30 protein-coding genes and 1 pseudogene are annotated in these 26352 nt (G+C 39.2%); 29 read left to right on the top strand and 2 right to left on the bottom strand.

From position 1 onward, the window contains the following. The first annotated feature begins 12 nt into the window (after positions 1-12). From mtnK to O0550_RS13825, 5 genes and pseudogenes are all read left to right on the top strand, one after another. Positions 13-1239, top strand: coding sequence for an S-methyl-5-thioribose kinase (gene mtnK / locus O0550_RS13845; RefSeq protein WP_258426645.1), 1227 nt, complete (start codon positions 13-15; stop codon positions 1237-1239). 122 nt (positions 1240-1361) lie between these two features. Then, positions 1362-1943, top strand: coding sequence for a GNAT family N-acetyltransferase (locus O0550_RS13840; RefSeq protein ID WP_258426644.1), 582 nt, complete (start codon positions 1362-1364; stop codon positions 1941-1943). 54 nt (positions 1944-1997) lie between these two features. Further along, a pseudogene (locus O0550_RS13835) lies at positions 1998-2255 on the top strand (multidrug ABC transporter permease); the annotation flags it as partial. A gap of 75 nt (positions 2256-2330) precedes the next feature. Beyond that, positions 2331-3533, top strand: a complete 1203-nt coding sequence (locus O0550_RS13830) for an MFS transporter (RefSeq protein WP_003340973.1) — start codon at positions 2331-2333, stop codon at positions 3531-3533. Positions 3534-3802: 269 nt separating this feature from the next. Next, positions 3803-5725 (top strand): heavy metal translocating P-type ATPase, encoded by a 1923-nt coding sequence (locus tag O0550_RS13825; protein WP_258426643.1) that lies wholly within the window; start codon positions 3803-3805, stop codon positions 5723-5725. A gap of 78 nt (positions 5726-5803) precedes the next feature. Here O0550_RS13825 and O0550_RS13820 read toward each other — a convergent pair whose 3' ends face one another. Further along, the gene (locus O0550_RS13820; RefSeq protein ID WP_003340970.1) at positions 5804-6535 is read right to left on the bottom strand and encodes a polysaccharide deacetylase family protein; all 732 of its coding nucleotides are present in this window, start codon (positions 6533-6535) and stop codon (positions 5804-5806) included. Between the two features lie 135 nt (positions 6536-6670). On the opposite strand from O0550_RS13820, the gene O0550_RS13815 reads away from it, so the two are divergent. The 6 genes from O0550_RS13815 to O0550_RS13795 all read left to right on the top strand — a co-directional run bounded on the left by O0550_RS13815 (position 6671) and on the right by O0550_RS13795 (position 11296). Continuing rightward, a complete protein-coding gene (locus tag O0550_RS13815) occupies positions 6671-7480 on the top strand; it encodes a DUF2797 domain-containing protein (protein ID WP_096887053.1) in 810 nt (269 codons plus the stop codon). Between the two features lie 184 nt (positions 7481-7664). Continuing rightward, positions 7665-8987, top strand: coding sequence for an alanine racemase (gene alr / locus O0550_RS13810; protein WP_258426642.1), 1323 nt, complete (start codon positions 7665-7667; stop codon positions 8985-8987). Between the two features lie 407 nt (positions 8988-9394). Next, on the top strand, positions 9395-9901 hold the full coding sequence (locus tag O0550_RS24545) for a helix-turn-helix domain-containing protein (RefSeq protein ID WP_309304387.1): 507 nt from the start codon (positions 9395-9397) through the stop codon (positions 9899-9901). 5 nt (positions 9902-9906) lie between these two features. Beyond that, positions 9907-10677, top strand: a complete 771-nt coding sequence (locus O0550_RS24540; RefSeq protein ID WP_309304386.1) for a tetratricopeptide repeat protein — start codon at positions 9907-9909, stop codon at positions 10675-10677. Positions 10678-10691: 14 nt separating this feature from the next. Beyond that, positions 10692-10832, top strand: a complete 141-nt coding sequence (locus O0550_RS13800) for a hypothetical protein (RefSeq protein WP_003340961.1) — start codon at positions 10692-10694, stop codon at positions 10830-10832. A 290-nt stretch (positions 10833-11122) separates the two neighbouring features. Beyond that, positions 11123-11296 (top strand): aspartyl-phosphate phosphatase Spo0E family protein, encoded by a 174-nt coding sequence (locus O0550_RS13795; RefSeq protein ID WP_258426641.1) that lies wholly within the window; start codon positions 11123-11125, stop codon positions 11294-11296. Positions 11297-11398: 102 nt separating this feature from the next. On the opposite strand, the gene O0550_RS13790 is transcribed toward O0550_RS13795, so the two are convergent. Continuing rightward, positions 11399-11563 carry a hypothetical protein gene (locus tag O0550_RS13790; protein WP_233882583.1) on the bottom strand — a complete coding sequence of 55 codons (165 nt, stop codon included), beginning with the start codon at positions 11561-11563 and terminating at the stop codon, positions 11399-11401. A gap of 45 nt (positions 11564-11608) precedes the next feature. On the opposite strand from O0550_RS13790, the gene O0550_RS13785 reads away from it, so the two are divergent. The 18 genes from O0550_RS13785 (at position 11609) to sufC (ending at position 26339) form a co-directional block, all read left to right on the top strand. Continuing rightward, positions 11609-12121: a hypothetical protein gene (locus O0550_RS13785; protein WP_003340959.1), complete on the top strand. Its 513-nt coding sequence runs from the start codon at positions 11609-11611 to the stop codon at positions 12119-12121. Positions 12122-12149: 28 nt separating this feature from the next. Beyond that, positions 12150-12683 carry a DUF4367 domain-containing protein gene (locus O0550_RS13780; RefSeq protein ID WP_003340958.1) on the top strand — a complete coding sequence of 178 codons (534 nt, stop codon included), beginning with the start codon at positions 12150-12152 and terminating at the stop codon, positions 12681-12683. A gap of 760 nt (positions 12684-13443) precedes the next feature. Further along, positions 13444-13713: a hypothetical protein gene (locus tag O0550_RS13775; RefSeq protein WP_258426640.1), complete on the top strand. Its 270-nt coding sequence runs from the start codon at positions 13444-13446 to the stop codon at positions 13711-13713. 524 nt (positions 13714-14237) lie between these two features. After that, a complete protein-coding gene (locus O0550_RS24535; protein ID WP_309304385.1) occupies positions 14238-14402 on the top strand; it encodes a recombinase zinc ribbon domain-containing protein in 165 nt (54 codons plus the stop codon). Then, the gene (locus tag O0550_RS13765) at positions 14399-14536 is read left to right on the top strand and encodes a hypothetical protein (RefSeq protein ID WP_258426639.1); all 138 of its coding nucleotides are present in this window, start codon (positions 14399-14401) and stop codon (positions 14534-14536) included. Before O0550_RS24535 ends, O0550_RS13765 begins: the two co-directional genes overlap by 4 nt. Before the next feature lie 219 nt (positions 14537-14755). After that, the gene (locus tag O0550_RS13760; protein WP_258426638.1) at positions 14756-15127 is read left to right on the top strand and encodes an arsenate reductase family protein; all 372 of its coding nucleotides are present in this window, start codon (positions 14756-14758) and stop codon (positions 15125-15127) included. A gap of 203 nt (positions 15128-15330) precedes the next feature. Continuing rightward, positions 15331-15876, top strand: coding sequence for a peroxiredoxin (locus O0550_RS13755; RefSeq protein WP_003334553.1), 546 nt, complete (start codon positions 15331-15333; stop codon positions 15874-15876). Between the two features lie 91 nt (positions 15877-15967). Next, positions 15968-16420, top strand: a complete 453-nt coding sequence (locus O0550_RS13750) for a redoxin domain-containing protein (protein ID WP_003334554.1) — start codon at positions 15968-15970, stop codon at positions 16418-16420. A gap of 150 nt (positions 16421-16570) precedes the next feature. After that, the gene (gcvH, locus tag O0550_RS13745) at positions 16571-16951 is read left to right on the top strand and encodes a glycine cleavage system protein GcvH (protein WP_003334555.1); all 381 of its coding nucleotides are present in this window, start codon (positions 16571-16573) and stop codon (positions 16949-16951) included. A 150-nt stretch (positions 16952-17101) separates the two neighbouring features. Then, entirely contained in the window at positions 17102-18457 is a 1356-nt protein-coding gene (locus O0550_RS13740) for a hypothetical protein (RefSeq protein WP_258426637.1), read from the top strand. 49 nt (positions 18458-18506) lie between these two features. Then, the gene (locus tag O0550_RS13735) at positions 18507-19202 is read left to right on the top strand and encodes a response regulator transcription factor (protein WP_003340952.1); all 696 of its coding nucleotides are present in this window, start codon (positions 18507-18509) and stop codon (positions 19200-19202) included. Positions 19203-19205: 3 nt separating this feature from the next. Then, a complete protein-coding gene (locus tag O0550_RS13730) occupies positions 19206-20597 on the top strand; it encodes a HAMP domain-containing sensor histidine kinase (protein ID WP_258426636.1) in 1392 nt (463 codons plus the stop codon). Between the two features lie 227 nt (positions 20598-20824). Next, positions 20825-21256: a hypothetical protein gene (locus tag O0550_RS13725; protein ID WP_003334560.1), complete on the top strand. Its 432-nt coding sequence runs from the start codon at positions 20825-20827 to the stop codon at positions 21254-21256. Between the two features lie 57 nt (positions 21257-21313). Beyond that, entirely contained in the window at positions 21314-21715 is a 402-nt protein-coding gene (locus tag O0550_RS13720) for a VOC family protein (protein WP_003334561.1), read from the top strand. A gap of 421 nt (positions 21716-22136) precedes the next feature. Then, entirely contained in the window at positions 22137-22499 is a 363-nt protein-coding gene (locus O0550_RS13715) for an SCP2 sterol-binding domain-containing protein (protein WP_258426635.1), read from the top strand. 275 nt (positions 22500-22774) lie between these two features. After that, the gene (gene pckA / locus O0550_RS13710) at positions 22775-24352 is read left to right on the top strand and encodes a phosphoenolpyruvate carboxykinase (ATP) (protein WP_003340939.1); all 1578 of its coding nucleotides are present in this window, start codon (positions 22775-22777) and stop codon (positions 24350-24352) included. 248 nt (positions 24353-24600) lie between these two features. Further along, on the top strand, positions 24601-25197 hold the full coding sequence (locus tag O0550_RS13705; protein ID WP_031309395.1) for a DUF1802 family protein: 597 nt from the start codon (positions 24601-24603) through the stop codon (positions 25195-25197). A gap of 359 nt (positions 25198-25556) precedes the next feature. After that, positions 25557-26339, top strand: a complete 783-nt coding sequence (sufC, locus tag O0550_RS13700) for a Fe-S cluster assembly ATPase SufC (protein WP_003340935.1) — start codon at positions 25557-25559, stop codon at positions 26337-26339. The last annotated feature ends 13 nt before the right edge of the window (positions 26340-26352 follow it).

Below are 26352 nucleotides of genomic sequence, written 5' to 3'. Positions count from 1 at the left end.
AGAGGAAAAGATATGGGGTATCAAGCGTTATCGGTTCAAGAATCCATTTTATACGTACAGAATCAGGGAACGATTTTTACACAAGATGCGCCTCTTGTTAGCCGAGAAATTGGTGATGGCAATTTAAATTTGGTTTTTAGAATAACGGATGAAGAGACCGGTAAAAGTGTCATTGTGAAGCAGGCTTTGCCTTATGCCCGCGTGGTTGGCGAATCATGGCCGTTAACGCTGGACCGATCTCGGATTGAAGCAGAGGCGCTCAAAATTCAGCGAGAGCTGGTAGGAGATTTAGTACCTGAGGTATACCATCACAATTCGGAGCTGGCTTTGACGATTATGGAGGATGTAGGTGATCATAAGCTACTTCGTGCAGGCCTTATTGAGGGAGAGATATACCCGCATTTCGCTAAACATATTGGAACTTTTCTGGCTCATACCTTATTTTTTACCTCTGATCTTGGAATGAATCCTTTTGCTAAAAAGGCTAATGTGAGCAGGTTCATTAATCCAGAGCTATGTAAAATTACGGAGGATCTTGTATTTACTGATCCATATGAGGACCATGACACCAATCATTTTAATCCGCTTATCCGCCAAGACGTAGAAGCAATATGGGGGAATCACGCATTACGTCGAGAGATTGCTAAGCTAAAATACGACTTTTTGACACGAGCAGAAGCTTTGTTGCATGGTGATCTGCATACAGGCAGTATTTTTGTCACCAAAACAAGTACAAAGGTGATTGATCCCGAGTTTGCTTTTTATGGGCCAATAGGTTTTGACATTGGGGCTATCATCGCTAATCTTGTCTTAAATTATGCAGGACAGCACGGCCTTCAAGCGGACATAGAGAAACGGGAGCAGTATCGTTTTTACTTATTGGATACGATAGAAAACGTCTGGAATGAGTTTGTATCGCAATTCGTTCGTCTGTGGCATAAAAAAGCGGAGGAGCGTAGTGCGCATGTTCCTGATTTTTGGCAGGATTATGTATCTCAGGTCTTACAGGATACGGCAGGATATGCTGGGTGCAAAATCCTAAGACGTGTGATTGGACTGGCGGGTGTAGCTGATTTAAATAGAATTGAACAAGAGGAGCTTCGAGCAGAAGCCGAAAGACTGGCATTAGAGATCGGCCAATCCTTCATTCTCAATCGTAAGCATTTGGCAGAAATCACAGATATCACGGCGATCGTGCGAGAGATTACGGTTGAACGGGAGCAGGTCCTACAAAAGTAAAGCGGCAATCAAACAGAGTCATCTGCTGTCCTGCTAAACAGGGCAAGCAGGTGATTTTTGTTTTTTAGAGAATTATTGTTCAATCTATTGCATCAAAAAAGGCTAAAAAAAGGGGGAGAAGCATGAAAAATATCGTCATATCGCCTGATTTGGAGCTAAAGGAAGTTCGTATTGAGGATGCAGCAGTCACCTTTGCTTTAATAGAAAAAAACCGAGATTATTTGCGGGAGTTTTTGCCATGGCTAGATAATGTGCGAGATGTAGAGGATTCGGAAAATAATATTCGCTTTGCCATTCAACAGGCAGCAAATATGCAGGGAACGCATTATTCGATTTGGTATCGAGGCCAACTTGCAGGAAGAGTTGCCGCCAATTTTATCGAATGGAATCATCGTAAAACGGTAATTGGCTATTGGCTGGGGGCTGAATTTCAGGGGAAGGGTATCATGACGCAAGCAGTTGAGGCATATCTTGATTACTTGGTATTTGGGAAGTGGAATTTACATCGGACAGAAATTGCAGCTGCTGTACAAAATGAGAAAAGCCGTGCTATCCCGGAACGGCTAGGGTTTCAATTAGAAGGAATTATGAGAGGAAATGAATGGCTGTACGATCATTACGTGGACCATGCTGTATATGGAATGCTACAGCAGGAATGGAAGCAGCGAAAAAAAGAGAGGGAAGCTAGGAGTCCCATTTTATAATTGACTGAATTTTGGGACTTGTGGATGGAGAAGTGTTGGAAAGTGGGTTCAGCCATTCTTGTATTAGATGAAGCAACAGCTAGGATTGATAGTGAGACGGAATCGGCGATACAGGATGCTTTGAAGGTTCTAGTGCAAGGAAGGACAACTTTTATCATTGTTCATAGACTGTCAACCATTCAGGATACCGACGTTATATGGGTGTTGTCACAGGGAGAGATCGTTGAGCAGGGGAACCATGAGGAGTTAATGGAGAAGCAGGGCATCTATTATAAGATGTATCAGCTTCAGCAAGGAAAGCCTTTAAAGTAAATTGAGAAAAAGTAGAGGGTTGTGGAAGAGTAGGGATACGGTGTATGATCTTCTAATGGAAAGGAGATCGCATACATGAAATCTTCGCGCTTTACTTTTACAACATTGCTCGTAGTGGTCTTTATTGCTGGTATTACTCAGGGATTGACGCTTCCTTTGCTAGCTATCTTGTTAGAGGAACGCGGCATTTCTGCTGTTTCTAACGGTTTGAATGCTGCTGCTCTCTATGTCGGAATGTTCATTATGTCGCCATTGATGGAAATCTTTTTACGAAAATGGGGTTATCGGACATGTCTATTTATAGGGCTTGTACTGGTGACATTTTCTACTTTGTTACTTCCATTGTTTACATCGCTTAGTGTATGGTTTGTCCTCCGCTTGATAATGGGGATGGGCGACTCTGCTCTGCATTATACCAGTCAGATCTGGGTGACGGCAACATCTACACCAGAGCGACGTGGGCGTGATCTTTCGCTATACGGTCTGTCTTATGGAGCTGGTTTTAGCGTAGGACCATTAGCCATTAATTTAATGCCGTTTGGCTTGTGGGCACCTTTTATGGCACTTGTTGCTTGTAATCTGGTGGCTTTCTTCATGTTGTTACAAATTCGTAACGCCTTCCCACCTGAAGTAAAAGCAAACGATGGAAAAAAGGTAGTTAAATCAAGAGAAAAGTACAAGATGGTTATCCAAATGACATGGCTGGCTTTGATTCCAGCTTTCCTATACGGTTTTATGGAAACAACGTTAAACGGCAGCTTTCCGATCGCGGCCCTACGTACGGGAATTTCGGCAGAATCGGTTTCTATTATTTTGCCATCCTTTGTAGTAGGTAGTTTATTCCTACAGTTGCCACTTGGAACCCTAAGTGACAGAGTAGGACGCAAAAAAGTCATGATGTACTGTGCCATAATTGGCTGCATCGCGTTTATGCTGTTCCCGTTGGCAACATCCTCTGTACCGCTAATGATGCTGTTATTAGCTTCTGCGGGAGCAGCGGTGGGCTCTTTCTACTCGCTAGGATTAGCTTATTGTGCTGATATCCTGCCACAAGGCTTAATTCCGATTGCAGGAATTATTGCAAGCATGAATTTTAGCGTAGCAAGTATTATTACACCTAGTGTTAATGGATTCTTAATCAATTATGTTTCTCCAACCTCAATCTTTGTGGCGATGGGTGCTATGTTTATCGTTTTCTTCTTGGCAGCTCTTTTCTTCCGACCAGAGAAAGCGCAGACTACATCTATTCAAGAGTTTGAAGGAGTGGAAATGAAGTAGGATAAACGAGACCTGGCTATGACGGCTAGGTCTTTTTTCTTTTCCAAAATTGTTCTTGACGCATGTAAAAAAGAATTATACTATGATTGTAATCATTATTAAAAAGTTTGCCTTGTTCAATTATATTCACCTATGGAAAAATGCATAAAGCCGCATGAACGCTGTTACCTTCGGGTAGCAGCTTCGTTTGTTTTTAGGGGAATTTTAAGTATGATTCTCTTTCTCAACAAAGTAAAAATTCAAACCAAAAAAGAAAGAAGGGTGATTGTATGTTACAAAAAGGGATGATGATTCTTTCAGGTGTGTGTGTTCTGATTAGCTGGCTATGGGGCAGTATCGCAGGGATTGATCCTGCTTGGATTGCCATTGTGGTATGCGGGGTACCCATTGCCATTACAGCGGGTAAGGAATTATGGGAGCAACGAAGTCTGAATAGCGATGTGCTGGTCACGATTGCAATCATCGCGGCTACCTGTATTGGGGAGCTACTAGCTGCGGCTGAGGTAGCCTTTATTATGATGATTGGAATGTGGCTAGAAGAGAAAACCGTTGCCAAAGCCACTTCGGCTTTAAAGGAAATGGTAGAAATGACTCCTGAACAAGCTCGCGTCATGCGAGGGGGACAGTGGATTGAGGCAAAAGCAGATTCAGTGCTAGTAGGTGAGCTGGTACTGGTAAAACCGGGTGAGCAGATACCAGTGGATGGAATTGTAGTAGCTGGTCAGGCTGCGATTGATCAGGCAATTTTAACAGGAGAGTCCTTACCTGTTGAGAAGCGGCAAGGGGATGAAGTATTCGTAGGTACTACCAACACAAACGGCTCCCTAGAAATTCAAACCACTCGTGTAGGAGAAGAAACAGCATTTGCGAAGGTAACGAGATTGGTAGAGGAAGCAATGGAGAAGAGGGCACCTGTACAACGCTTGTTGGACAAATGGGCGGTATGGATCGTCGGGGCTAGCTTATTATTGGCTATTCTTGTGTATCTTGTTACAAATGATATGGTGCGTTCTGTGACCGTTCTAATCGTATTTTGTCCCTGTGCTTTGGTACTGGCTACTCCGACTGCGATTATGGCAGGGATCGGAAACGCAGCTAAAAACGGGATTTTAATTAAAAGCGGTGTAGCGCTAGAGCAGTTAGGCTCAATTAATACGGTTTTATTTGATAAAACAGGTACGCTAACAAAAGGAGCATTGTCCGTTGCCGGGATTGCACACGCGGAGCATAGTGCCCAAGAGGTAATGCGTTGGGCAGCGGCCTTGGAACAGCATTCGGAGCATCCGATTGCTACAGCTATTTTACATCAAGCTAAAAAATGGGAATTAGAACTTCCTACTGTAGAATCCTTTATCATGCATGCTGGCAGTGGAATTGAGGGGGTTGTTGAAGGGAAACGCATCTATGTGGGGAATCCATCCTTTATGAAGGGACTAGGAATAGGTCTTGAACAGGTTCAAGGCTTGCTTACAACGAAAGAAAAGGAAGGAAAGACGAATATTCTTATTGCTTCCGAGCACAAGCTGCTAGGACTCATTTCAGTATCAGATCAGCTTCGACCTGAAGCTAGGGAAACGGTTGAAACATTAGCAAAGGCAGGTGTTGAGGTAGCGGTCGTTACTGGAGATAACAAGGGTGCGGCACAGTTTATGGCGGAGCAACTGGGAATTACACAGGTGTATGCGGAACAAATGCCGGACATGAAATATATGCAGGTAGAGCGCCAACTGAAAGCGGGTCGTAAGGTAGCGATGATTGGTGATGGGATTAATGATGCTCCAGCGCTAACACTAGCTGATGTAGGGATTTCGATGGGTGTACACGGTACCCAAATTGCTGCGCAAGCGTCTGATGTGGTATTAATGTCAAATGATCTGCGCAAAATTGCCGATGTCATGCGGTTGGGTCAAAAGGCAGTACAAGTGATCCGGGAAAATCTAATCATTTCTACAGCTATTAACAGCGCTGCTATTCTGCTTGCTTTATTAGGCGTGTTGGGCCCGGTATTTGGTGCTTTCGTTCACAATATTACTTCGGTATTGGTGGTATTAAACTCTGCCAGACTCATCGGTTTTTTATCTACTCCTAAAAATTCGCGTCCATCTTCTCCGCATCATGGAGCGCATTCATCAGCCGGGTATGCTACTGATACAGGAAAGCTTCAATCTATCAATAAATTTGTCGGATTGTAAAAAGAGCAGATGGAAGCTGTACAAGGGATAATGCTACGGTCAGGTTATCCCTTGCAGTCAACATCTGCTTGCTCAGTATCAATGAACTTTGTTTCCCTCATCCAGCAATTGACTAACAGTAACAAACTTATATCCTTTAGAACGCAAATCAGTAATGAGCTCCTGTAAGGCTTTTAAGGTTTGCTTTTGATTCATCCCGCCATCGTGGAAGAGGATGATATCCCCCCGGGAGGTATGCTTTTTAACACTGTTCACAATAACAGATGAGGTGCGAGCTAAGGACCAGTCTCGCGGATCAACCGACCAATAGATGATATCATAACCCGACAATTGCACAGCATTCATTACATCAGTGGTAATCACACCCCCTGGCGGACGATAGTATTGGGGGAGGACACCTGTAGCCTTGTATATGGATTTTTCAGCTTGTTTAATTTCATCATAGATCTCTTGCTCGGTTAATTTATTTAGATCGTAATGATGATACCCATGGTTTCCGATTTCATGGCCAGCTTTTTTTATCCATTGCATAATGACAGGATATTTATCAGACTGGGAGCCCAAGACAAAGAAGGTGCCAAGAATACCGTTCTTATGCAGCGTTTCTAGAATACGAGGTGTATAAGTTGGATCTGGACCATCATCAAAGGTTAAAGCCACCACCTTTTTTTGCGTTTCAATTCGGTGGATAGGCTCATAGACCATTCGATTGGCAAAAAGACCAACAGAACCTGATGAAGTTACCCCTAACCATGCTAAACCTATGAGGGCAAGGCAGCATGTAAAGCTTCTTGCCAATCGCTTCTTCACGTGAAGCCACTCCTTTCTTCCGTCATTTCCTTCCTTAGGTTGACCGAACAGGGATAAGAACATGCTGGAAGAAAAGCGCAAAGTTTGTCGGATATGGTATCATGGAGGGAAAACGTTAAGGGCGAGAGGAGTGACATGACGTTGGAAAAAAGCGGCTTGCTGCATGGACTAGCACATACCTATCAAGGAAAAGAACAACCTGTCGATTATTATCTTCATTTAAATGAAGAAAAAATAAGCCTGAATGAGTGGATTGGACAACAAATTTCGATTCAATATGATGGACAAAAAAATTGTATTGCTTGTGGACGCAAAACCAATAAAACCTTTAATAGTGGTTACTGTTATCCTTGTTTTACGAAACGACCAGAGAACGATCTTTGTATTGTCAAACCGCATGAATGTCATTTTGACCAAGGAACCTGTAGAGATGAGAGCTTTGGAGAATCACATTGCATGATTCCGCATTATGTATATCTGGCGCTCTCTAGCGATGTCAAAGTGGGACTTACCCGTAAGAACAATGAGTTAAAACGTTGGGTAGATCAAGGAGCCGTTCGGGCTATACCGATCGCAGAGCTCCCAACACGTCGAATGGCAGGAGAGCTTGAGGTACATCTCAGCCAATTCATGCCAGACAAAACAAACTGGCGCAAAATGTTAAAAGGTGAAGTAAAAGAAGCCGATCTAATTCAACTTCGGGAAGAAGCTTATGAGAAATTTCCGGAAGAGTTTAAGCCATTCCAATTGCGTGAAGACGAGTGGATCGATATTACCTATCCAATCTTAGAAACCTTGTCTAAAATTAATTCTTTATCCTTGGACAAGCTCGAATGTGTTTCTGGAAAGCTACTTGGTGTAAAAGGTCAATATTTAATTATGGATATTGGAGTTTTCCAGGTACGAAAACATGCAGGTTATCATGTAACGGTGAAAACTGGATAAACCAAAGCAACAGCAAAAACCATGGTCGAACGGGATCATGGTTTTTTTGCTGTGTAAAGGCGACTTCTACCCAGGCCCGACTTCTAATGTTCCCTGAAATATCACACAGATGTAAGGCGTATCCAATGGATATTGTGAAATGGAGACTCATATACTTTTTGAAAAACGTAAGAGGTGTTTTCAAATGAACAAATTCTATCGTGATACGTGGGTAGAGGTCAATTTGGACGATATACGGACCAATATATTGACCTTTCGACAGCATATACCAAAAAAAACTGAAATCATGGCAGTAGTAAAAGCAGATGCATATGGACATGGCTCCGTAGCAGTCGCAAGAGAAGCCCTAGCGGCAGGTGCTACCGCTCTAGCCGTCGCGTTTCTAGATGAAGGGATTGTCCTTAGGAAGGCAGGCATCAAGTGTCCCATACTGATCTTAGGCTATACACCGATAAGAGCGGTGCAAAAAGCATTTGAATGGAACATCTCATGCACTGTGTTTCAAACGAATTGGATAAAAAAAGCGGAAAAAATCTTAAGCAAGAAACAGGAAAAGAAGAAAGCCAATAACCATGCAGATAATCATGGAGATAACCATGCAGATAAAAATGAAGACAAATCAATAACAAAGAATGCTCAAGATAAGAAGGACATAGCCACACAGGGGTGTAAACGCTTGTCTGTACATATCAACATCGACACAGGTATGGGACGAATTGGTGTAAGGACAAAAAAAGCCCTTCTTTCTGTGGCAAAGGGTGTCTATAACAGTGAAGTGTTTCAATGGGATGGCATTTATACTCATTTTGCCACGGCAGATTCACAGAATGTCACTTATTTGAATCAGCAATTCGAAAGATTCCAAGACTATTTAGAATTTTTAAAGAGAAAAGGGTTTAAACTACCTGCTATTCACTGCTGCAATACTGCAGCAGCGATGACTCATCCTGAATGGGGATTTAATTATATTCGACTAGGAATTGGAATGTATGGATTATATCCATCTGTCTATATAAAGTCATTGCATATACTTCATCTAAAACCTGCTCTGCAAGTAAAAACCCGTGTTTCAAATGTGAAGTTTATGCAAAAGCCGTTTGGCATAAGCTATGGTGTTACCTATATCGCTTCACCAGGGGAACAGATTATTACTCTTCCGATCGGCTATGGAGACGGTTTTTCGCGGTTGCTTTCGAATAAGGGAAGCGTCCTTTTACAAGGAAAGAGATTTAGCGTGGTAGGCAGGATAACGATGGATCAATGCATGGTAAGTGTAAATAAAATCAAGGCAAAAGTAGGAGATGAGGTTGTGATTTACGGTCGATCTGGCAAGGAAGAGATCACACTTGAAGAAGTAGCCGAACTAATGGGTACGATTAATTACGAGGTAGCATGCATGCTTAATTATCGATTACCGCGGGTTTATACCAAACAAAATAAAATCGTTTCCGTACGTAATTTATTAGGATCGATAAATCCTAAGCCAAGAAAACAGAAGAAAAAGTAACGGAGCTGATACATATTGAAAGTGGATGGCTTTTTTGTTCGTGATGATTGGATATTTTCGAAAGGGGGATACTTTTACATCCATTCAGCATGTGCATATTTCGAATATGGGGATGAACACTTCCATAAATCCATCCTAGATGTTGATTTTATGATACGTTAACAGATGTCATCATAACGTCGTCCGCACTCATCTTTTTTGATACCCTTTGATGAAAGATATATTTTATGAAAGATATTTATAACCCTCGACAATCCTCGACTTTCAAAATCCTTTTCATTAAATAAAGTAAAATCAATCCAATAATTTTTATTGTTATTTACATATATATACAATAAAGTTAGAATCAAGTTAAGATTAATAAAGGGATCAATGGGATTATTTATAATTTATGGAAGGGGATTAACATGAGTGTAAGTCTAACTTTCACAACATTGGGGGAACTGATAAAGAGGAAAAGAGTAGAAATAGGCATCAGTTTGTCAGAAGTGTCCAGAATGACAGGGATTAGTAAAGGGGTTTTATCGAAGATTGAAAACGATGAAACAAAGCGTCCAGAATTAAGAACTTTAAAGCCAATTGCGGATGTCTTGGCAATTCCTTATGAAGAAATCATAGAGCGCTATATTGATGTTGAGCACAGAATTGAATTTTTGGATAGCCTATTATCCGAAGCAATAGAAATGAGAAATTTGTTTTTAATAGCTAAATTAGCCAAAAAAATTCTTGAGAATCCCCAAGAAGATACATATACATTATTAGAACGGTTGTATGATCTTGCAGGTAACACAATAAGGAATGAGGTCAAATTAAAGCTATATAACGTTATTATTGAGTACGCTAGATTGCGTGGGGAACCAAAATATATAGTAAAGGTTTGTTACAAAAATATCTTATTGAAAGAAAAAATCTAAAAAAAATGGAGGATAGTTTTTCACTGGGTCAAGAAATTATACATTATAAAAGATTCTTGACTGAAGAAGAAAAAGCCATTTTTTATTTTCGTATGGCGCTACAAGCATTTGCCATTAAGAAATACCATGAAAGCATCGAACTGGCTGAAGCAGGTCTTAATGAAGACAAATCCAGCAATGAATTAAAGGCTAGAGCCTATTTAGCAATGATTAACTCTCTTTTATTATTAGGAAAATATGATGAGGTCGAACATCATTTAGATGTTTTTGAAAATTTTGAATACAGTTTCGTTCCAGATGCCACCAAAATCACACGTGGCATTGTAAAAGCTAAAAAGAAAGAGCATGATGTAGCTATTCCAATGTTAAAAGAATGTTTAGATGAGGTTAGTAAGGAACTTAAAATACATGTGGCGAATGAATTATTTGATGTATATTTTCAAACGAGAGACATGAACTCCATTGCAGAATTGCTGATCCTAGAACAGGAATGTATAATTAGCAATCCTCAAACACCATTTCAGTTCATATCTATGGGAATATTTTATCAATACAAAGGAAATTTTATGATGGAAACTGGAATTCCTGAACAAGGAAAAGAATGCTATCTGCTGAGTTTAAGTTCTTTTGGGAAGGTGAGTGCATATCAAGAAATGTCAATATGCATGAAAGATGTTTTTTCCCATTTTACCAAAAAGTCAATGTCGTTTGATTTGGAATATATAAAACAATTAGATGAGGTGTATAATAATATTACGAACATAAATTGTAATTAAAGGAGGAATGTGGAATGAGAAAGATGCTAACTGTGGCGGTATTATGCTTATCATTAATTGTTGTTGCGGATTCATTACCTTTAAACAAAACAGAAGACACTCTAAATGTCATCGCATTAAAAAGTACTCCGTATGTTGTTGATCCGGGATATTAAATCAATTATTTCTCTTCAATGGCGCTGTTAATCCAGCGTTCTTTTTTATGTTCAAAAATGTAATTGTTGTTGAAATTTTAAGTACGTTCTACATTTTCAGTACCAGGAGGTAATTTATAGTACATATGGTAAAATAATGATCAGAAGGAAGAAAGGAGGTGTGATCTTCAAATTATATAATTTAACAATTAAAAGGAGCGTTCCCGTTAGTTTGCTGACCATCGGAACGCCCCCCACCTTGAGCAACAATAAATGTTACTCAAGTTCATTTTACCACTCACTTACAAAATATGAAAACAGAAAATTTAAAATCAAAAGATGATTTACAGAAGCTTATTGAACTCCTTCGTAAAGAATTAGAGATGTTGTATTACAAAGAAGGCTCATTTGTACACCCAACCGTACTACAAATGAGCCAACAACTAGATAAGTACATCGTTATGTTTGAGAAGATTAGACAATAGTTGGTCGATATGAAGAAGCTGTACGGGAAACTTTACAAAGCCCAGTAGGGGGAATAATTATAAAGCCGTTTTTCAGCTATTCACTAAAGACCTCTAGCTGTATTAATCTGGTCGATTTTCGGATGATGAGGGATAGTTAGATTCATCTATTGGATGTTTACTACCATGTTTATCCCTTTTTCTTAAACTGATTGAATCCATCAAAGGAAATAATCCAATACCTACGATAAGTAAAACAATACCAATCCCAAAGTACAAAAAGTTCATCTTATTCCCTCCCATTTCATATTTGAATAGTAAGGAGCTGAAAAAATGAAGCGATTTTTAGCCTTAACTTCCATTTTAGCATTGTCCATTATTGGCACAAGTCCTGTATATGCTGATGAAACTTATGTTTCAAAATTAAAACCGGACATTGGAGCCACATACACATATTATCAAGATGTAGAAGATGGTTCTCCAGATTATTTGAACGGTTATGAAACTTTCTCTTTTAGACATTATGATACCATAAAAAGAATAAGCAAAGATACGATTGAATTCCAAAGAGCTGATTTTACAAAAGCTAAGGCTTCAGATGATGGTGTCTCTTATGGAATTTATCTGGTTGTTGACAGTGCAGGCGGTGGGGAAAATACCACTACTTATAATGATATTTTTTGTGACGGCTTAACTAGTGGAAACAAAAAATTCGATACAGGTGTCAAGCTAAAAACAACCTCAAGAGCGCTTGCGTATACAGAATCAAGAGTGTTTGCACATGCAAATGGTTGTGGAGCTGGTGACTCATATTTTGTTCGAAATAAATACGTTTATCAGCCTTAATAAAACAGCTAAATAAGGAGAACATTCTATGAAAAAACACTTTGCTGGTGCATTATTAACCTTAGCTTTATTGAGTATAGGCTTCTCTGTCTCAGCCAATGTTGAGAACAAATCAGTACAAGGATACAAAATAAGAAGTGAAGAACCATCTAAGGTAGTCACATTGCGAACTGTTCAAAATGATTTAGGTTTTATTATGCCTAAATATGTACCAGAGAGTCTTACCTTGAAATCTGTAGTACAGAACGATCCCCCTAGAGAAATTACAGCTAGTGAATTGCAAAATAGGCTTAAAACATACGATATTTTTTATTCTGGTTCATGCGAAAAAGGAAAGGTATGTAACTCTCTATATATGATTGTTACAGAAGGAAATATGCATATTGGTGGAGCCGTTAAAGAAACAGAAATTAATGGCTCAAAGGCAGAAATTCAAGAAAATGAAAACGTCATTAACTTGTCATGGAAGTATAAAGGTCTAACATACTGGGTACTAGCTAAAAAATCAGAAACATTAACACGTGAAGAAGTTTTAAAATTCGCTAATTCTATCGTAGAGTAAAGCCTAAACGTCGAGTGGAATTTGTGCTTCAACACAATTGTTAGAGATGTCTAACAATGGGAATGTAGTTTTCTGTGGGGAAATTTACCACCTTTTAATGTTAACTAGATGTGATATGGGTGACTCTTATCAAGAAATTGAGTTCGAAGACTCAGCAAAGATATTACAAAAACTTGAATTAACCATCAATTGTTACTCGCCGTCTTTTGAGAAACGATCTTTTCAAAAAATCACTCAAAATCTACTAAGAATCTACAAAATTTTCTACCAATCCAAGAAGTAAGTGAAGCATCATAAAATTACAGAACCGCCTTTTTATGGGCGGTTTTTTATTAATAGATCATTTATATTTTATTAACTTATAGGAGGCGATAAAGTTGGCTGAGTATTTTTTTCAAGTGTTGTATGCGGGTTTGTTAATTGCTATTGCTTTTGGGATTAAGGAACTGAACAAACAAATTAAAACTGTAATTGAATTACTTAAAAAAAATCAATAGCAAAGAGTAAAAAGTATAGCAAGATTTTGGCGTTACTTACTATTTACATAGAGCCCTGTTAAACATGTCTTATATGCCTTAATGTCCGAACTCAAATTCGGGCGTTTTTGATATGTTTATATAGTACAAAATCATGTTTGTAAGAAGCATCGAAGAATAATTTAAAATAATGTTGATAAATTCTTTCTGTTGACTTGGTTTGTGGTTAAGTAAGCACTGGTCTGATACTTTATATTAAAAGGATAAAAAAAGAGGGTGATACAATGGGCATTGTTTCATTTTTCAATATCGTTAACACAGTAGGTATCCTGTTGATTGTGCTACTATTAGGCTTCATGTTTTTCAGAAAAAAAACCGGCACCCCCAAAAATATATACTTAGAGGTACTGTTTCTTGTTTTCTTAATTGGGTTTGATGTATACATGTTTTTAAATGATCAAACAGCAATTAAACCTTTAGCTGTATCTTTACTAACAATCGCTGCTTGCCTTCAAGTAGCAAAATTAACTAAAAGTTTAAGAAAAAGCAACTAAGCAAAAGGGCTTTATGTGGATCCCGATAATAGTCATTATGTAAAAAAGCGTCCGAACTCAAATTCGGGCGTTTTTGATATGTTTATATAGTACAAAATCATGGTTGTAAGAAGCATCGAAGAATAATTTAAAATAATGTTGATAAATTCTTTCTGTTGGCTTGTTTGTGGTTGAGTAAGAACAGGTCTGGTACTTTATATTAAGAGGATAAAAAATGGTATAATATTCATATTGATTATCTTTTAGAAGGTATTCCTTTTATGAAGAAAAGATTACAAGTTTTCATATCGCCCACTTTATAGTGTATCAACTGAATTTTTTCTTAACATATAGACATAATGGAAACTAGACTACATAAACTAAGTGTTGCAGGCAATGGATAAAAGAAGATTTTCACCTAAAGATGATGAAACAGGATAAACATACACCAATGGGTTACCGATTAAGTGAAATAATGAAAAAACGCAATAAACAACAGACTGTTAGTAATAGGGCAAAATATCCACTAACCGGAATATCCTTCAGTGCAAAATGTGGAGGTATGGCGAGGGAAAAGATATACGTCTCGATACTATAGATGCTCATCTACTCAAAACGATGGTGATAGAAAGTGTACTCAAAATGGAATAAATGCTGAGAAACTTGAAAAACTATATATGATGATTTACTCGAAGAATTTACAAAAATGAAAGAAGGAAAATATGTTATTGACAACGAAATTGAGGTTAGATCGTATAAAGAGAAATTAGAGAAGCTGAATAAGGAAAGAGAACAGCTAAAAAAAGAAGCAGGTTCAGGTTGTAATGAATATGGATTTATTTGATGATGAAGGAAGTACAGAAATATTACTGGGGCTTAAGCAGAAAATCCAAACATTAGATGAACAAATTTCTTAACTAAGAGACAAATCATTGAATTAGAAAACCATGATAAAAATGTCTCTAAGGGTAAAGATGTAATTGAAAGAATGAAGGCTATAGTTTAGAGGTTTTAGGAGCCTTACAAGTATTATTTGAAGATGTAATAGAAGAGGTGAGGATTTTTGACAAACGCACAAAATATTCGTTTGTATAGTTACGCAAAGTGCGGCACATGTCGCAAAGCTAAACAATGGCTGGATACCAATGAGGTTACATATACAGAAATCCCAATTGTTGATACTCCGCCATCGAAAGAGGAATTGCATCAAATCTGGCAAAATAGCGGGTTGGATATTCGCAAATTTTTTAATACTAGCGGCCAATTCTATCGTGAGCTGAACCTGAAGGAGAAGCTGCCAACAATGTCAGAGGATGAAATGCTAGAGCTACTCGCATCCAATGGTAAGCTAATTAAGCGACCTCTTATCACAAATGGGGCAAAGACAACACTCGGTTTTAAAGAACAAACCTTAGAAGAAATGTGGGGTAAATAACCCAATCTTCTAGTCAAAAAGGGAAGAGTCAGATACCGATTTTCATGACAATCGGGTAGCATACATAGAGATTGAGGATCATTGTCAAACAAAAACCACTGTTTAATAAAAATTATTACAAATTAATATTGACTATAATCTATTGATTTTGATATCATAACTCTTGTAAATAACATTTACTATTCCTTAAGGAGGTAATATATATGGCACAACGTATTATTGGTCTTCAAGCTCCTGATTTTTCTATGGAAACAGTATCCGGTGACGGAAAAGAATTCGGTCGTGTTTCTCTTTCTGACTATAAAGGTAAATGGTTGGTATTGTTCTTCTATCCACTAGATTTCACTTTTGTATGTCCAACTGAAATTATCGCTTTGAGCGATGCATATGAAGATTTCAAAGATTTGGATGCAGAGGTACTAGGTGTATCTGTTGACTCTGTACACTCTCACAAAGCTTGGATCAACACTCCACGCGACCAAAATGGTCTTGGTGGTTTGAACTACCCACTTGCTGCTGACTTCAACAAAACAGTTGCTCGTTCTTTCGGTGTGTTGGATGAAGAATCCGGTGCAGCTTACCGTGGTCTATTTATCATCGATCCAGAAGGCGTTGTTAAATACCAAGTAGTAACTGATATGAACGTAGGACGTTCTAACGATGAAACTCTACGTGTTCTTCAAGCTCTACAATCCGGCGGACTTTGCGCAGCTAACTGGCGTCCAGGCCAAGCTCATCTAAAAGGATAATTCCTGATTTAGATTGGGTATCGTGTACACAAACAAAAGGGTCTAACTTTACAGTGTTAGGCCCTTTTCTATATTAAAGGAGGCATGAACCATGCGTTTACGTGAAGAACTTCCAGACTTTCCAGGCATCACAGAATGGGTAAACGGTCAAGTTTCTAAGGCTGATTTGCAGGGCGAAAGAGCAGTTCTTGTACATTTCTGGTCCGTTAGTTGTTATATGTGCAAAGAATCTCTACCACAAATTAACGAGTGGCGTGAAAAATATGCAGATCAGGGCTTAAAAGTTATTGGTATTCATATGCCGCGTTCCGAAGCTGATACAGATATTGCGAAAATTAAAGAAACCATCGCTCAATATGAGCTTACTCATCCAGTAGCGATTGATAACGAAATGACAACAACTGATGCGTTCCAAAACGAATACGTTCCTGCCTACTATCTGTTTGATGAGACAATGGCACTTCGTCATTTCCAAGCAGGCGAAAAGGGCTTAAATATGGTCAAAAAACGTTTGCATCGAATTTTGGGTATTGAAGAGGATTAGGGTCCTTACATGTCCAATTATGTAGAGGGGAAACTCTAAGTAGACCCCCGTTGCTCATACACTTCAGAGAAGAGGAGCAATGTCGGCTTTGCCGTCACCAGAAGTCTTGGATAAACATCCGAGTGTTCTACGAAAAAAGGAGGAAGTTAGATGGAATTTCCAAAAGAGTTACGTTACAGCGAAGAGCATGAATGGGTACGTGTAGAAGGCAACAAGGCTTATATCGGTATTACTTCTTTCGCTCAGTCCGAACTAGGTGACATCGTATTTGTTGAATTGCCAGAAGTAGGCTCTACCATCCAACGTGATGAACCATTCGGTAGTGTAGAATCTGTTAAAACCGTATCTGAACTATATGCTCCAGTTACTGGTAAAGTATTAGAAATTAACGCTGCTCTAGAAGAGGAGCCTGAATTGGTAAACACATCTTCCTATGACAAAGCTTGGATGATCGTGGTTGAGTTGTCTGATTCCAGTGAGTTGGATAAGCTTATGGATGCGGATAAATACGAGGCAATGGTAAAAGAATAATCAATAGCGCTTACTAACGTTATGAACAAAAAGATCGGTTATCAGAAACCGATCTTTTTTTGTTTTCGTAACCTTTTTGCAAACATTACAGAGTGATACTCTTTTATAATGAAGGAAAGGTATGTAGTTTAGTTGGAGGTTTTCTATCATATGATTATGAATTTGAAACAGTGGAGTGCTGGTGTACTGTTGGTAGGCTTATTGGCAGGGTGTACACCTGTTGCTTCCCCGAATGAATTATTGAAGGCTCCCACCTTAAATAAAAATCAAGAAGAAGTAAAAAAGGCAGTACTAGCTAATTTGCCGCAAGGAAGCTCGCTTATGATTCCACGCAATAATTCTGATGAAAATGGAGCCATTATCGAAAAAGACTTAAATGGCGATGGAAGTAATGAAGTTGTAGCTTTTTATAAGCAAGATGAATATAACGTGGGATTTATTGTGATGCAAAAAACTGAGAATAGCTGGCAAAAGGTTGGACAGATCGAGGAGACGGGTCAGGATGTCGATTATGTGGCCTTTGAGGATGTTTCAGGAGATAAGGAAAAAGAGATTTTCGTTAACTGGATGGCAAGTGAGGGTGTAGACAAAGAGTTTGGCGGATACAAGTGGACAGATGGACAAATGATTCAAATTTTAAAAACATCCTGCAAGGAAGCTATCGTAGGGGATTTAGACAAGACAGGGGTATCAAAGGCCTATGTGTTCAAGCTGGATCATGACAAAATGAAAGCTCCTGCGGAAGTGTACCAGTATGACAAAGCGACTTCGAAAATGAAAATGATTCAGCAGTTGGGATTAGATTGGTCGATTAATGGATATGAAAATATTTTATTAGGCAAGGCATCTAAAGAGCAAAATGGGATATTTTTAGATTCGGGTGTCGGTGCCCATTCAGGGCAAACGGCACTTTTGGTCAGTAACAAGGGGAAGCTAACACAGGTAGACCTGTCGAATTACGATAACGTAATGTATAAGCCTTATTCTACTTTTAGTAAGGATATTAATAATGACGGAATTATCGAAATCTCGACATTAGTACAGCCGGTGGGAGCAGAAGATTTGTCCATGGTTGATACGCCTTGGATTACAGAGTGGTACCAATGGAACGGTCAAAAAAGCCTGATCAAAGTAAAAGAATCCTATGATGACGTTAGCAATGGATTTCAAATAAATATACCAAACTACTGGTTCGGACATTATACGATCAGGCTGGTCACTACAAAGGAAGCAGGGGCGATCACCTTTTTATACCTAGATTATCAGGGAAAGCCATCAGCCGAGTTGTTTACCATTGATCCGATTAAAAAAACAGAGTGGGCGAGTAAAGAGAAGGAGTTAAAACAACAAAGAAAAGAGTATAGCGTTATAGATGAAAATGGTGAAAACATCTTTATTGCTCGATTCCCGACTAATATGAGCAGTGTTCCAGCAAAGGAACAACCTGCTTATCGAAAAATGCTATTTAATTTGCAGCAGATCCAAGAGATATTTCGAAAAATATAGGTGAATAGCAGAGCATCTAGGTACAAGGCAGAAAGGAGCAAGGGGAGAGATGAAAGTACTATTGCTAGAAGATGAGGAATCCATCCGAGGATTTGTCCGCATTCAATTTAAACGAAATGGGTTTGAAGTATTAGAGGCACAGACAGGCGAAAAGGCGTTGGAAATTGCTAAGAAGGAGCCAGATATCGCTATAGCTGTATTAGATGTAATGCTTCCGGGCATCAGTGGTCTGGAGGTTTGTCAGGAATTACGGAAGATGTATCCGCAATTGGGGATTATTATGCTTACTGCTAAAGCTCAAGAAGTAAATAAGATCGAAGGATTAAATTTAGGAGCAGACGATTACATTACAAAGCCCTTTAGTGCCGCCGAACTGATTGCCCGAATGAATTCGCTGAAACGACGGGTAGAAACGATACCTTCCACTGTAAAACCAGGTGAATTGATTACTTCTGGCCCATTTACCCTGCGATTGACGGATCGAAAAATGATCAAAAATGGGCAAGAAATAGATTGCACGCCCAAGGAATTTGCAATTATCCACTTATTAATGGAACAAAAGGATCGTGCAGTCAGTCGTGATGACATCCTAAATGAAGTTTGGGGAAAACATTACATTGGGGATTTAAAGGTAGTAGATGTTAACGTTAGACGCATCCGCCAGAAAATCGAGGATGATCCCTCGAAACCGAAATATTTGGAGACAGTCTGGGGATTTGGTTATCAGTGGAAAGAAGGAACGTAAAATATGTATGGAATAAAAAAACGTCTAGTCATGAATTTTACCTTTGTCGTATTAATGGTAATTCTAGTACTAGGAAGCTCGTTTGTTATAGGAGTGCGTAGTTTTTATTATGGTGGTGCAGAACAGGCGCTACTTAGCCGTATAAATGTGTCTACGAACTTTTATAACAAATACATTCAATATTATAATCTGCAAAGTAAAGCAAAATATATTTTCGAGCATACGTCACAGGATGATCTCGCACATGTAGAGGTCATTGATTTAGATGGTAATGTGATTTTAGACTTTAACGGTTTCACTAAACGAAAAAGTGTACTTACACAGGATGTACAGGATGCATTAAAAGGTGACACAGGGATTTGGGTGGGAAAAAGTGAAGATACAGGGGAACATATTCTTGCAGTATCTAAGCCACTCACCTTTTATAATTCAACAGCAGGAGTCCTGCGTTATGTGACCTCTGTTGAAGAGATCGACAAGGTTGTGAACCAGATTACACTGCTTGTGTGGAGCATTGGCGCTGGTCTCGTTCTTTTATCTCTAGTCTTAAATTTGATTTTATCTAAGCGAATTATAAGCCCTATTGTTGAGCTTACGGGTGCGGCTAAGTCAATGGCAAAAGGTGATTTTAGTCAACGGGCTAGGCAGGCAGGAGATGATGAGATTGGAACGTTGGCCGAAACCTTTAACTATATGGCGAGCGAATTAGAGAAGGCTGAGGAGATCAAGAACGACTTTATTTCTTCTGTCTCCCATGAATTGCGAACTCCCTTGACCTCTATTAAAGGCTGGTCTGAGGTGGTTCTGACAGGTGACATGGAAGACAAGGAAGAGACACGCCTAGCCATGCAGATCATTGTGAAGGAAACGGATCGACTCACTGGATTAGTAGAACAATTGCTAGACTTTTCCCGCTTGCAGGCAGGAGGAATGGAGATTCATAAGACAGAGCTAGAGGTGAATCAGCTCTTAATGGATGTCCAGCAGCAGTTTTCTGCTCGTGCCTTCCAAAAGGAGATTAACTTGGTGACAGAAACTCCAGATGAACCCTTGCGTGTATTAGGAGACGAGAATCGCTTAAAGCAAGTGGTCATAAATCTGCTTCATAATTCAATGAAGTTTAGTGAGGAGCACACCACTATCACAATTCGTAGCTATCGAGAAGATCAGGTAATTATTATAGAAGTCATAGATCAGGGAGCCGGAATATCGGAAGAGGAATTGCCTAGAATTACAGATAAATTTTATAAAGGTAAGCATAAGCAATCAGGTAGCGGCATCGGATTATCGCTGTGTTTAGAAATTGTAAAATTACATCAGGGCACACTTCATGTAACGAGCAAGGTTGGCGTAGGTACAACGATTCAGGTCTGTTTACCTATATATGAACAATAAGAAGAGTGAAGATGAATATCAGGATTTCATTGAAAAATCATCAGAAACGGCTATAATCAAATACGGGATTGGTAGAATTATCATTGGTGAAACTGGTAGCATTTTAAACCTAGCATATCGGAAGCTTGTAAGATACAATCAAGGGACAATAACGATTTTGTACTTGTGTGTCTGTTCAGATAAAAACAAATAAGAGTTCGACCACATGTACATGGAAGGGAGAGCTTATGGGTTTTTGCTGTGGAGCAGGGATGATTGGCTCTTTTGGAACACTTCGTCACGTGGAAATTCTGGTGCACAATGTACCAATCATGTATTGTCCGGTTTGTAATCGTACGAGAGTTCATCCGACCGTTGAAGGTGAGTATGAAATTCTTGTTGAATATGCTCAGGGAGATCACGCTGCAGAAGTGGATTTCGCAGAGTTTGTAGATTTGGATAAGCTGTCCGAGCTGTTTGAGAACTGTTCAATGACAGATCAAGGTTCTTATGATGAGAGTCTGAAACGACAAATTGACATCGCCCTTGATTTGCTAGGTATAGCCAAACAAATGAACGATTTGGAATGGCGAGAAGCTTTAACAAACAGATTAACAAATTTAAGCCATCGGTTACGACAACATCACGCCAATGAGCGAAAGACAAAAAAAGCCTTTTAATAGGGGCTAACCAGTGAACAGTTGATGGAGGTCAGCCGTTTAGGAGGATTGTATTCGATGCTTCAACTTCAAGGTGTTCATCATATTGCTCTTAGCTGTCGCAATGTGATGGGCGTAGCTCAATTTTTTCAAGAGATTTTAGAAGTACCGATTTCTCTTGATCAATCGGGAGAAGATGAGCCAGTTTATTTCAACATTGGGCCTTATACACGAATTGGTCTACATCCAACTACCAAAGAGCTAAATATAAATTCCGGTCACGTGGATCACATTGCTTTTGCAGTGGCAACACGTGATGAATTAGACTATCTTGTTGATAAGTTGGAAGCGGAAAATATATGTTACCGTGGGCCGATTGAACGCCCAGGAAGTTATAATCTTTATTTTGAAACGCCAGACGGTCACCACTTGGAGATACGTTTGGACAAGGATGAAGAGGATGAAACGGATGACGCCTAAGAAGGCGTCTTTTTTCTTTGTGTACATTCGATAAACTTCTACAAAAAAAAGGTCTGCCTTCAATTGGAAAAGGCAGACAAGAAAGGAGTTTATAATGAAAAAGGGGGTACTAATGGGTGAGTAGTAGGTAAATACCTATCTACTAATTATTACCTATTATGCATTATTTTTCGGAAAATTTCAATCAATTTTTAATATTTTTTTAAAAAGTTAAATCAGTTTCCGCATATTCAACAAATGATCTTACCAAATTTTTTCGTGATATTTATTCCGTGATAAAGAACGTAGAAATATGACGATAAAAACTGTCTGCGGTAGACAGAGAACGACAAAGGCTCCAATTCCTCGCCAAAGGTTTCGACTCACAAATTTACGAATATGTAGGTAGTGAATGGATCGTGATGTGAGCGGAGGGATGACAATGGCTTCTCAATTAAGAGCAATATTGTTTGAAGTGCAAAAACGCTTGGAACGAAAAAGATACCTACAAAGTTTGATGAAGGATTGGAATCGCCATATTGGTTTTAAATTAGAAGATGGAACACTTGATAGTTGTTTAGTCTTTGCTAATGGAGAAATAATCGTAACGGAGTGGAATAAGGGGTATAAGGCGGAGGTTGTTGTAAAAGGGGATGTCCAACGCTTACAGATGCTTTTGACCGGTGATGAGCTCTCCTATCGCTATGCTAAAGAAAACATTGAGATGAGGGGACACGTCCGAGATCAATTAAAATTAGATTCCCTGCTGCGATTATCTTTGGAGAATGAGGAAAAGTTAGCCTAGTTTTAATATTGCATTTACTCGTAGATATCAATAGTATATAAATTATCCCTGCCACTTTTTAAAAAGGGGCTGTTTGTTTTTGCTGATGAAACGGAAGATAGAATCCATTTACTAGGCTCATACCTAGATTTCAATGAATCGTCTCTAGTTATTCACATCTTTTTCAAAAAAAACGCAAAATCTTGTAGCTTAATTGATCTAATGTGATATACTAATTACAAATAAATCATGATATAGCCCACATTTTTTACGGTTGGGGAAGGAGATACATTTACATGGAAGCCAAAACGGTTAAGCGTCTATCAGAAGTTCTTGCTGGTGCCAATGCTCATTATAATTTGGCTGTACCCAAGTTGATTGAAGAAGCAGTTAAACGTGGCGAAGGAGTTCTGACAGATAAAGGCGCTTTAAACGCGCTAACTGGCAAATTCACAGGGCGCTCTCCGAAAGATAAATTCATAGTCGATGAACCCTCTGTCCATGACAAAATTGATTGGGCCAATAACAAACCCATTCAAATCGAAAAATTTGAGCAATTACATGCGGAAGTTCTAGCTTACCTAGAAAACAAAGAGCTTTATGTTTTTGATGGATTTGCTGGAGCGGATCGTAGCTTTCGTTTACCCATTCGTGTAGTAAGTGAATTTGCGTGGCATAATCTGTTTGCTCATCAATTGTTTATCCGTCCAACAGTGGAAGAATTAAAAGGGCATCAAGCCGATTTTACAGTTATTTATGTTCCGAACTTCAAAGCAAATCCGGAGGTTCATGGAACCAATTCTGATACATTCATTATTATTAGTTTTGAACAGAAGGTAGTTTTAATAGGCGGAACAGAATATGCCGGTGAAATGAAGAAATCCATTTTCAGCGTGATGAATATGCTGTTACCTGAACGCAATGTGTTATCTATGCATTGTTCAGCTAATGTTGGCCGTGACGGAGATGTGGCTTTATTCTTTGGCTTGTCAGGCACAGGGAAAACCACCCTATCTGCTGATTCAGACCGCCGTTTGATTGGCGATGATGAACATGGATGGTCTGATCAAGGAGTCTTTAATATAGAAGGAGGATGCTACGCAAAATGCATTCGTCTTTCTGAACAAGGGGAGCCACAAATCTGGAATGCAATCAATTTTGGTGCCGTGCTAGAAAATGTAGTGGTCGATCATGCTAATGGTATGGCTAATTATGATGATGATCGCTACACAGAAAATACACGTGCGGCTTATCCTGTAGAATCGATTCCAGGAGCCGTCATACCTGGTGTGGGCGGTCATCCAAATGTGATTCTTTTCCTAACAGCAGATTCGTTTGGGGTAATTCCTCCAATCTCTAAATTAAACAAGGAACAGGCAATGTATCATTTCTTATCTGGCTATACGAGTAAAATGGCTGGAACAGAACGAGGTGTAACCCAGCCTCTAAGTGAATTCTCCACATGCTTTGGCTCTCCTTTCTTACCATTGCGTCCTATCGTTTATGCAGAAATGCTAGGGAAAAAGATTGATGAGTCTAATGCGCTTGTATATTTGGTGAATACGGGCTGGACAGGTGGACCTGTGGGAGTTGGAAGCCGGATGAAATTGGCATTTACGCGTGCAATGGTAACGGCTGCTCTACATGGAGAACTAGAAAAGGTAGAATACGCTACTGATCCTGTGTTTGGAGTACAAGTGCCAACTACTTGCCCAGGTGTACCTAGTGAAGTGCTACAACCACGTCAAACGTGGACAGATAAGGATGCCTATGATCAACAGGCAAATGAATTAGCTAAGCTGTTCCAGGCTAACTTTGCTAAAAAGTTCCCGAAAGCAACTGATATTTCACAGGCTGGTCCTGTCGTTAAATAAAGAGAACGTAGTAGAAGACCCGGGTATTTCCCCGGGTTTTTTTGTTTGTTATCTGGCTTTTGTGTCGAGTCCATGACAAATCAAACTCGTAAACTTTGCTAGGTTAGGGAATTCTGCTACACTGTGGGGAGTGGCTAATAGAGAAAATTTCTCAAGTCTGCATCAATGGATACGTACACCTAGATATAAAAGATAAAAGTAAGTAGCAAAAGAGGATGGATTATGTAAAAGGGAAGGGGCAACTGCACATGAGTAACGATAAAAAACAACCTGAATCCACACTTTCTTTAAAAGAGTGGGCTGTAGCGATTAAAGCATTAGGGGAAGGAAAACAAATTATTACTGTCCGTAAAGGCGGTTTATATGAAGAAACAAGAGATTTTAAACTAGAAAACGATACATTTTATTTGTACCCAACCTATGAGCACCAAAAAGCAGAGATGATCAAACCTGAGAATCAAGCTGATCTGGAAGCAACTCTTGTAGGCTGGAGCCTTGATAAACCAACTGTAGATATCGAATACTTTGCTCATATTACAGATGATATAGAAATTTTAGATGAAGCAAAAATTCGTGCATTGAACCCTTACCATATTTGGACGGACGACTTTGCTGATGTTCGTCTGCACTGGAAAAAGAAGAAACCACTGCATATTCTATTTGCCCGAGTTTATAAATTAGACAAGCCAGTGACGATCGAGATTGCTGAAGAATATAAAGGCTGTAAATCTTGGCATAACCTTTTGTCCAGCCTTCCGCAAAATGGTTATACACCAGTACTAAGCGACGAGGAATATGCACGTACCCGCCAAGTCATTATGGATGTACTAACGCAGGAAGAGTAGCATTTCTCTTTGGCTGTAACATGAGGAAAATCCCACTATGCTAGTAGTGGGCTCTTTTCGTCTTATGAGAAAACAGTTATGTAAAAAATGGATCAACAGTTAAAAATAGTACGTTGCAAATAGAAAAAACACCATGTTTATACAAGGGATTTTACCGCTTTATAATAGGCTTATCCTGATTTAAGAAACATTCATGTTTTATAAATATGGCAATAGTTCTTTCCTTGCTTTCTTAGAATTATTATTATAAAATGTATTGAGAATGGATTGAGAATGCACAGGTTTTTCGATAGGATAGTATAGTGCTTGTCTACAACATCGTGAAGACTGTTTGATCATAATATATGGAGGAATGCAAGATGGCTGCTGTACATCTACAGATTAAGAATTTACGCGCAAAGATTGAGGAGAAGGAAATCCTTAAAGGCTTGAACCTAGAGATCAAAGGTGGGGAAATCCACGCGATCATGGGACCAAACGGAACAGGTAAATCTACATTGGCATCTACGCTAATGGGACATCCTAAATATGAAGTAACTGATGGTGAAGTTATCCTAGATGGTGAAGATCTATTGGACATGGCTGTAGACGAACGTGCTCGTGCAGGTCTGTTTCTAGCTATGCAATATCCATCTGAAATCACAGGCGTAACGAATTCCGATTTCTTGCGTTCTGCTATGAATGCTACTCGTGGCGAAGGAAATGAAATTTCCTTAATGAAATTCATCCGTGAGATGGATAGCAAAATGAGTACATTAGAAATGGACGAAGCGTTTGCTCATCGTTACCTAAATGAAGGTTTCTCTGGCGGGGAGAAAAAACGTAATGAAATTCTACAAATGATGTTGCTTCAGCCTAGTCTCTGTATTTTAGATGAGATCGACTCTGGTTTAGATATCGATGCTCTTAAAATCGTAGCAAAAGGTGTTAATGAGATGCGCGCTGAGGATCGCGGTTTCTTAATCATTACTCACTATCAACGTCTACTAGACTATGTGAAGCCTGATTTCGTACATGTTATGATGCAAGGCCGTATCGTAAAATCAGGTGGCCCTGAATTGGCAGAACGTCTAGAAGCAGAAGGTTATGATTGGATTAAAGCTGAGCTCGGTATCGAAGACGAGACCGTTAACGCAGAATAAGAGGCGAAGGAGG

It is taken from the genome of Brevibacillus halotolerans, assembly GCF_026891775.1.
In the GTDB taxonomy this organism is placed as follows: Bacteria; Bacillota; Bacilli; order Brevibacillales; family Brevibacillaceae; genus Brevibacillus_B; species Brevibacillus_B halotolerans.
The sequence above is the reverse complement of the archived record's forward strand: the minus strand, read 5'-3'. Positions and strand labels throughout refer to the sequence as shown.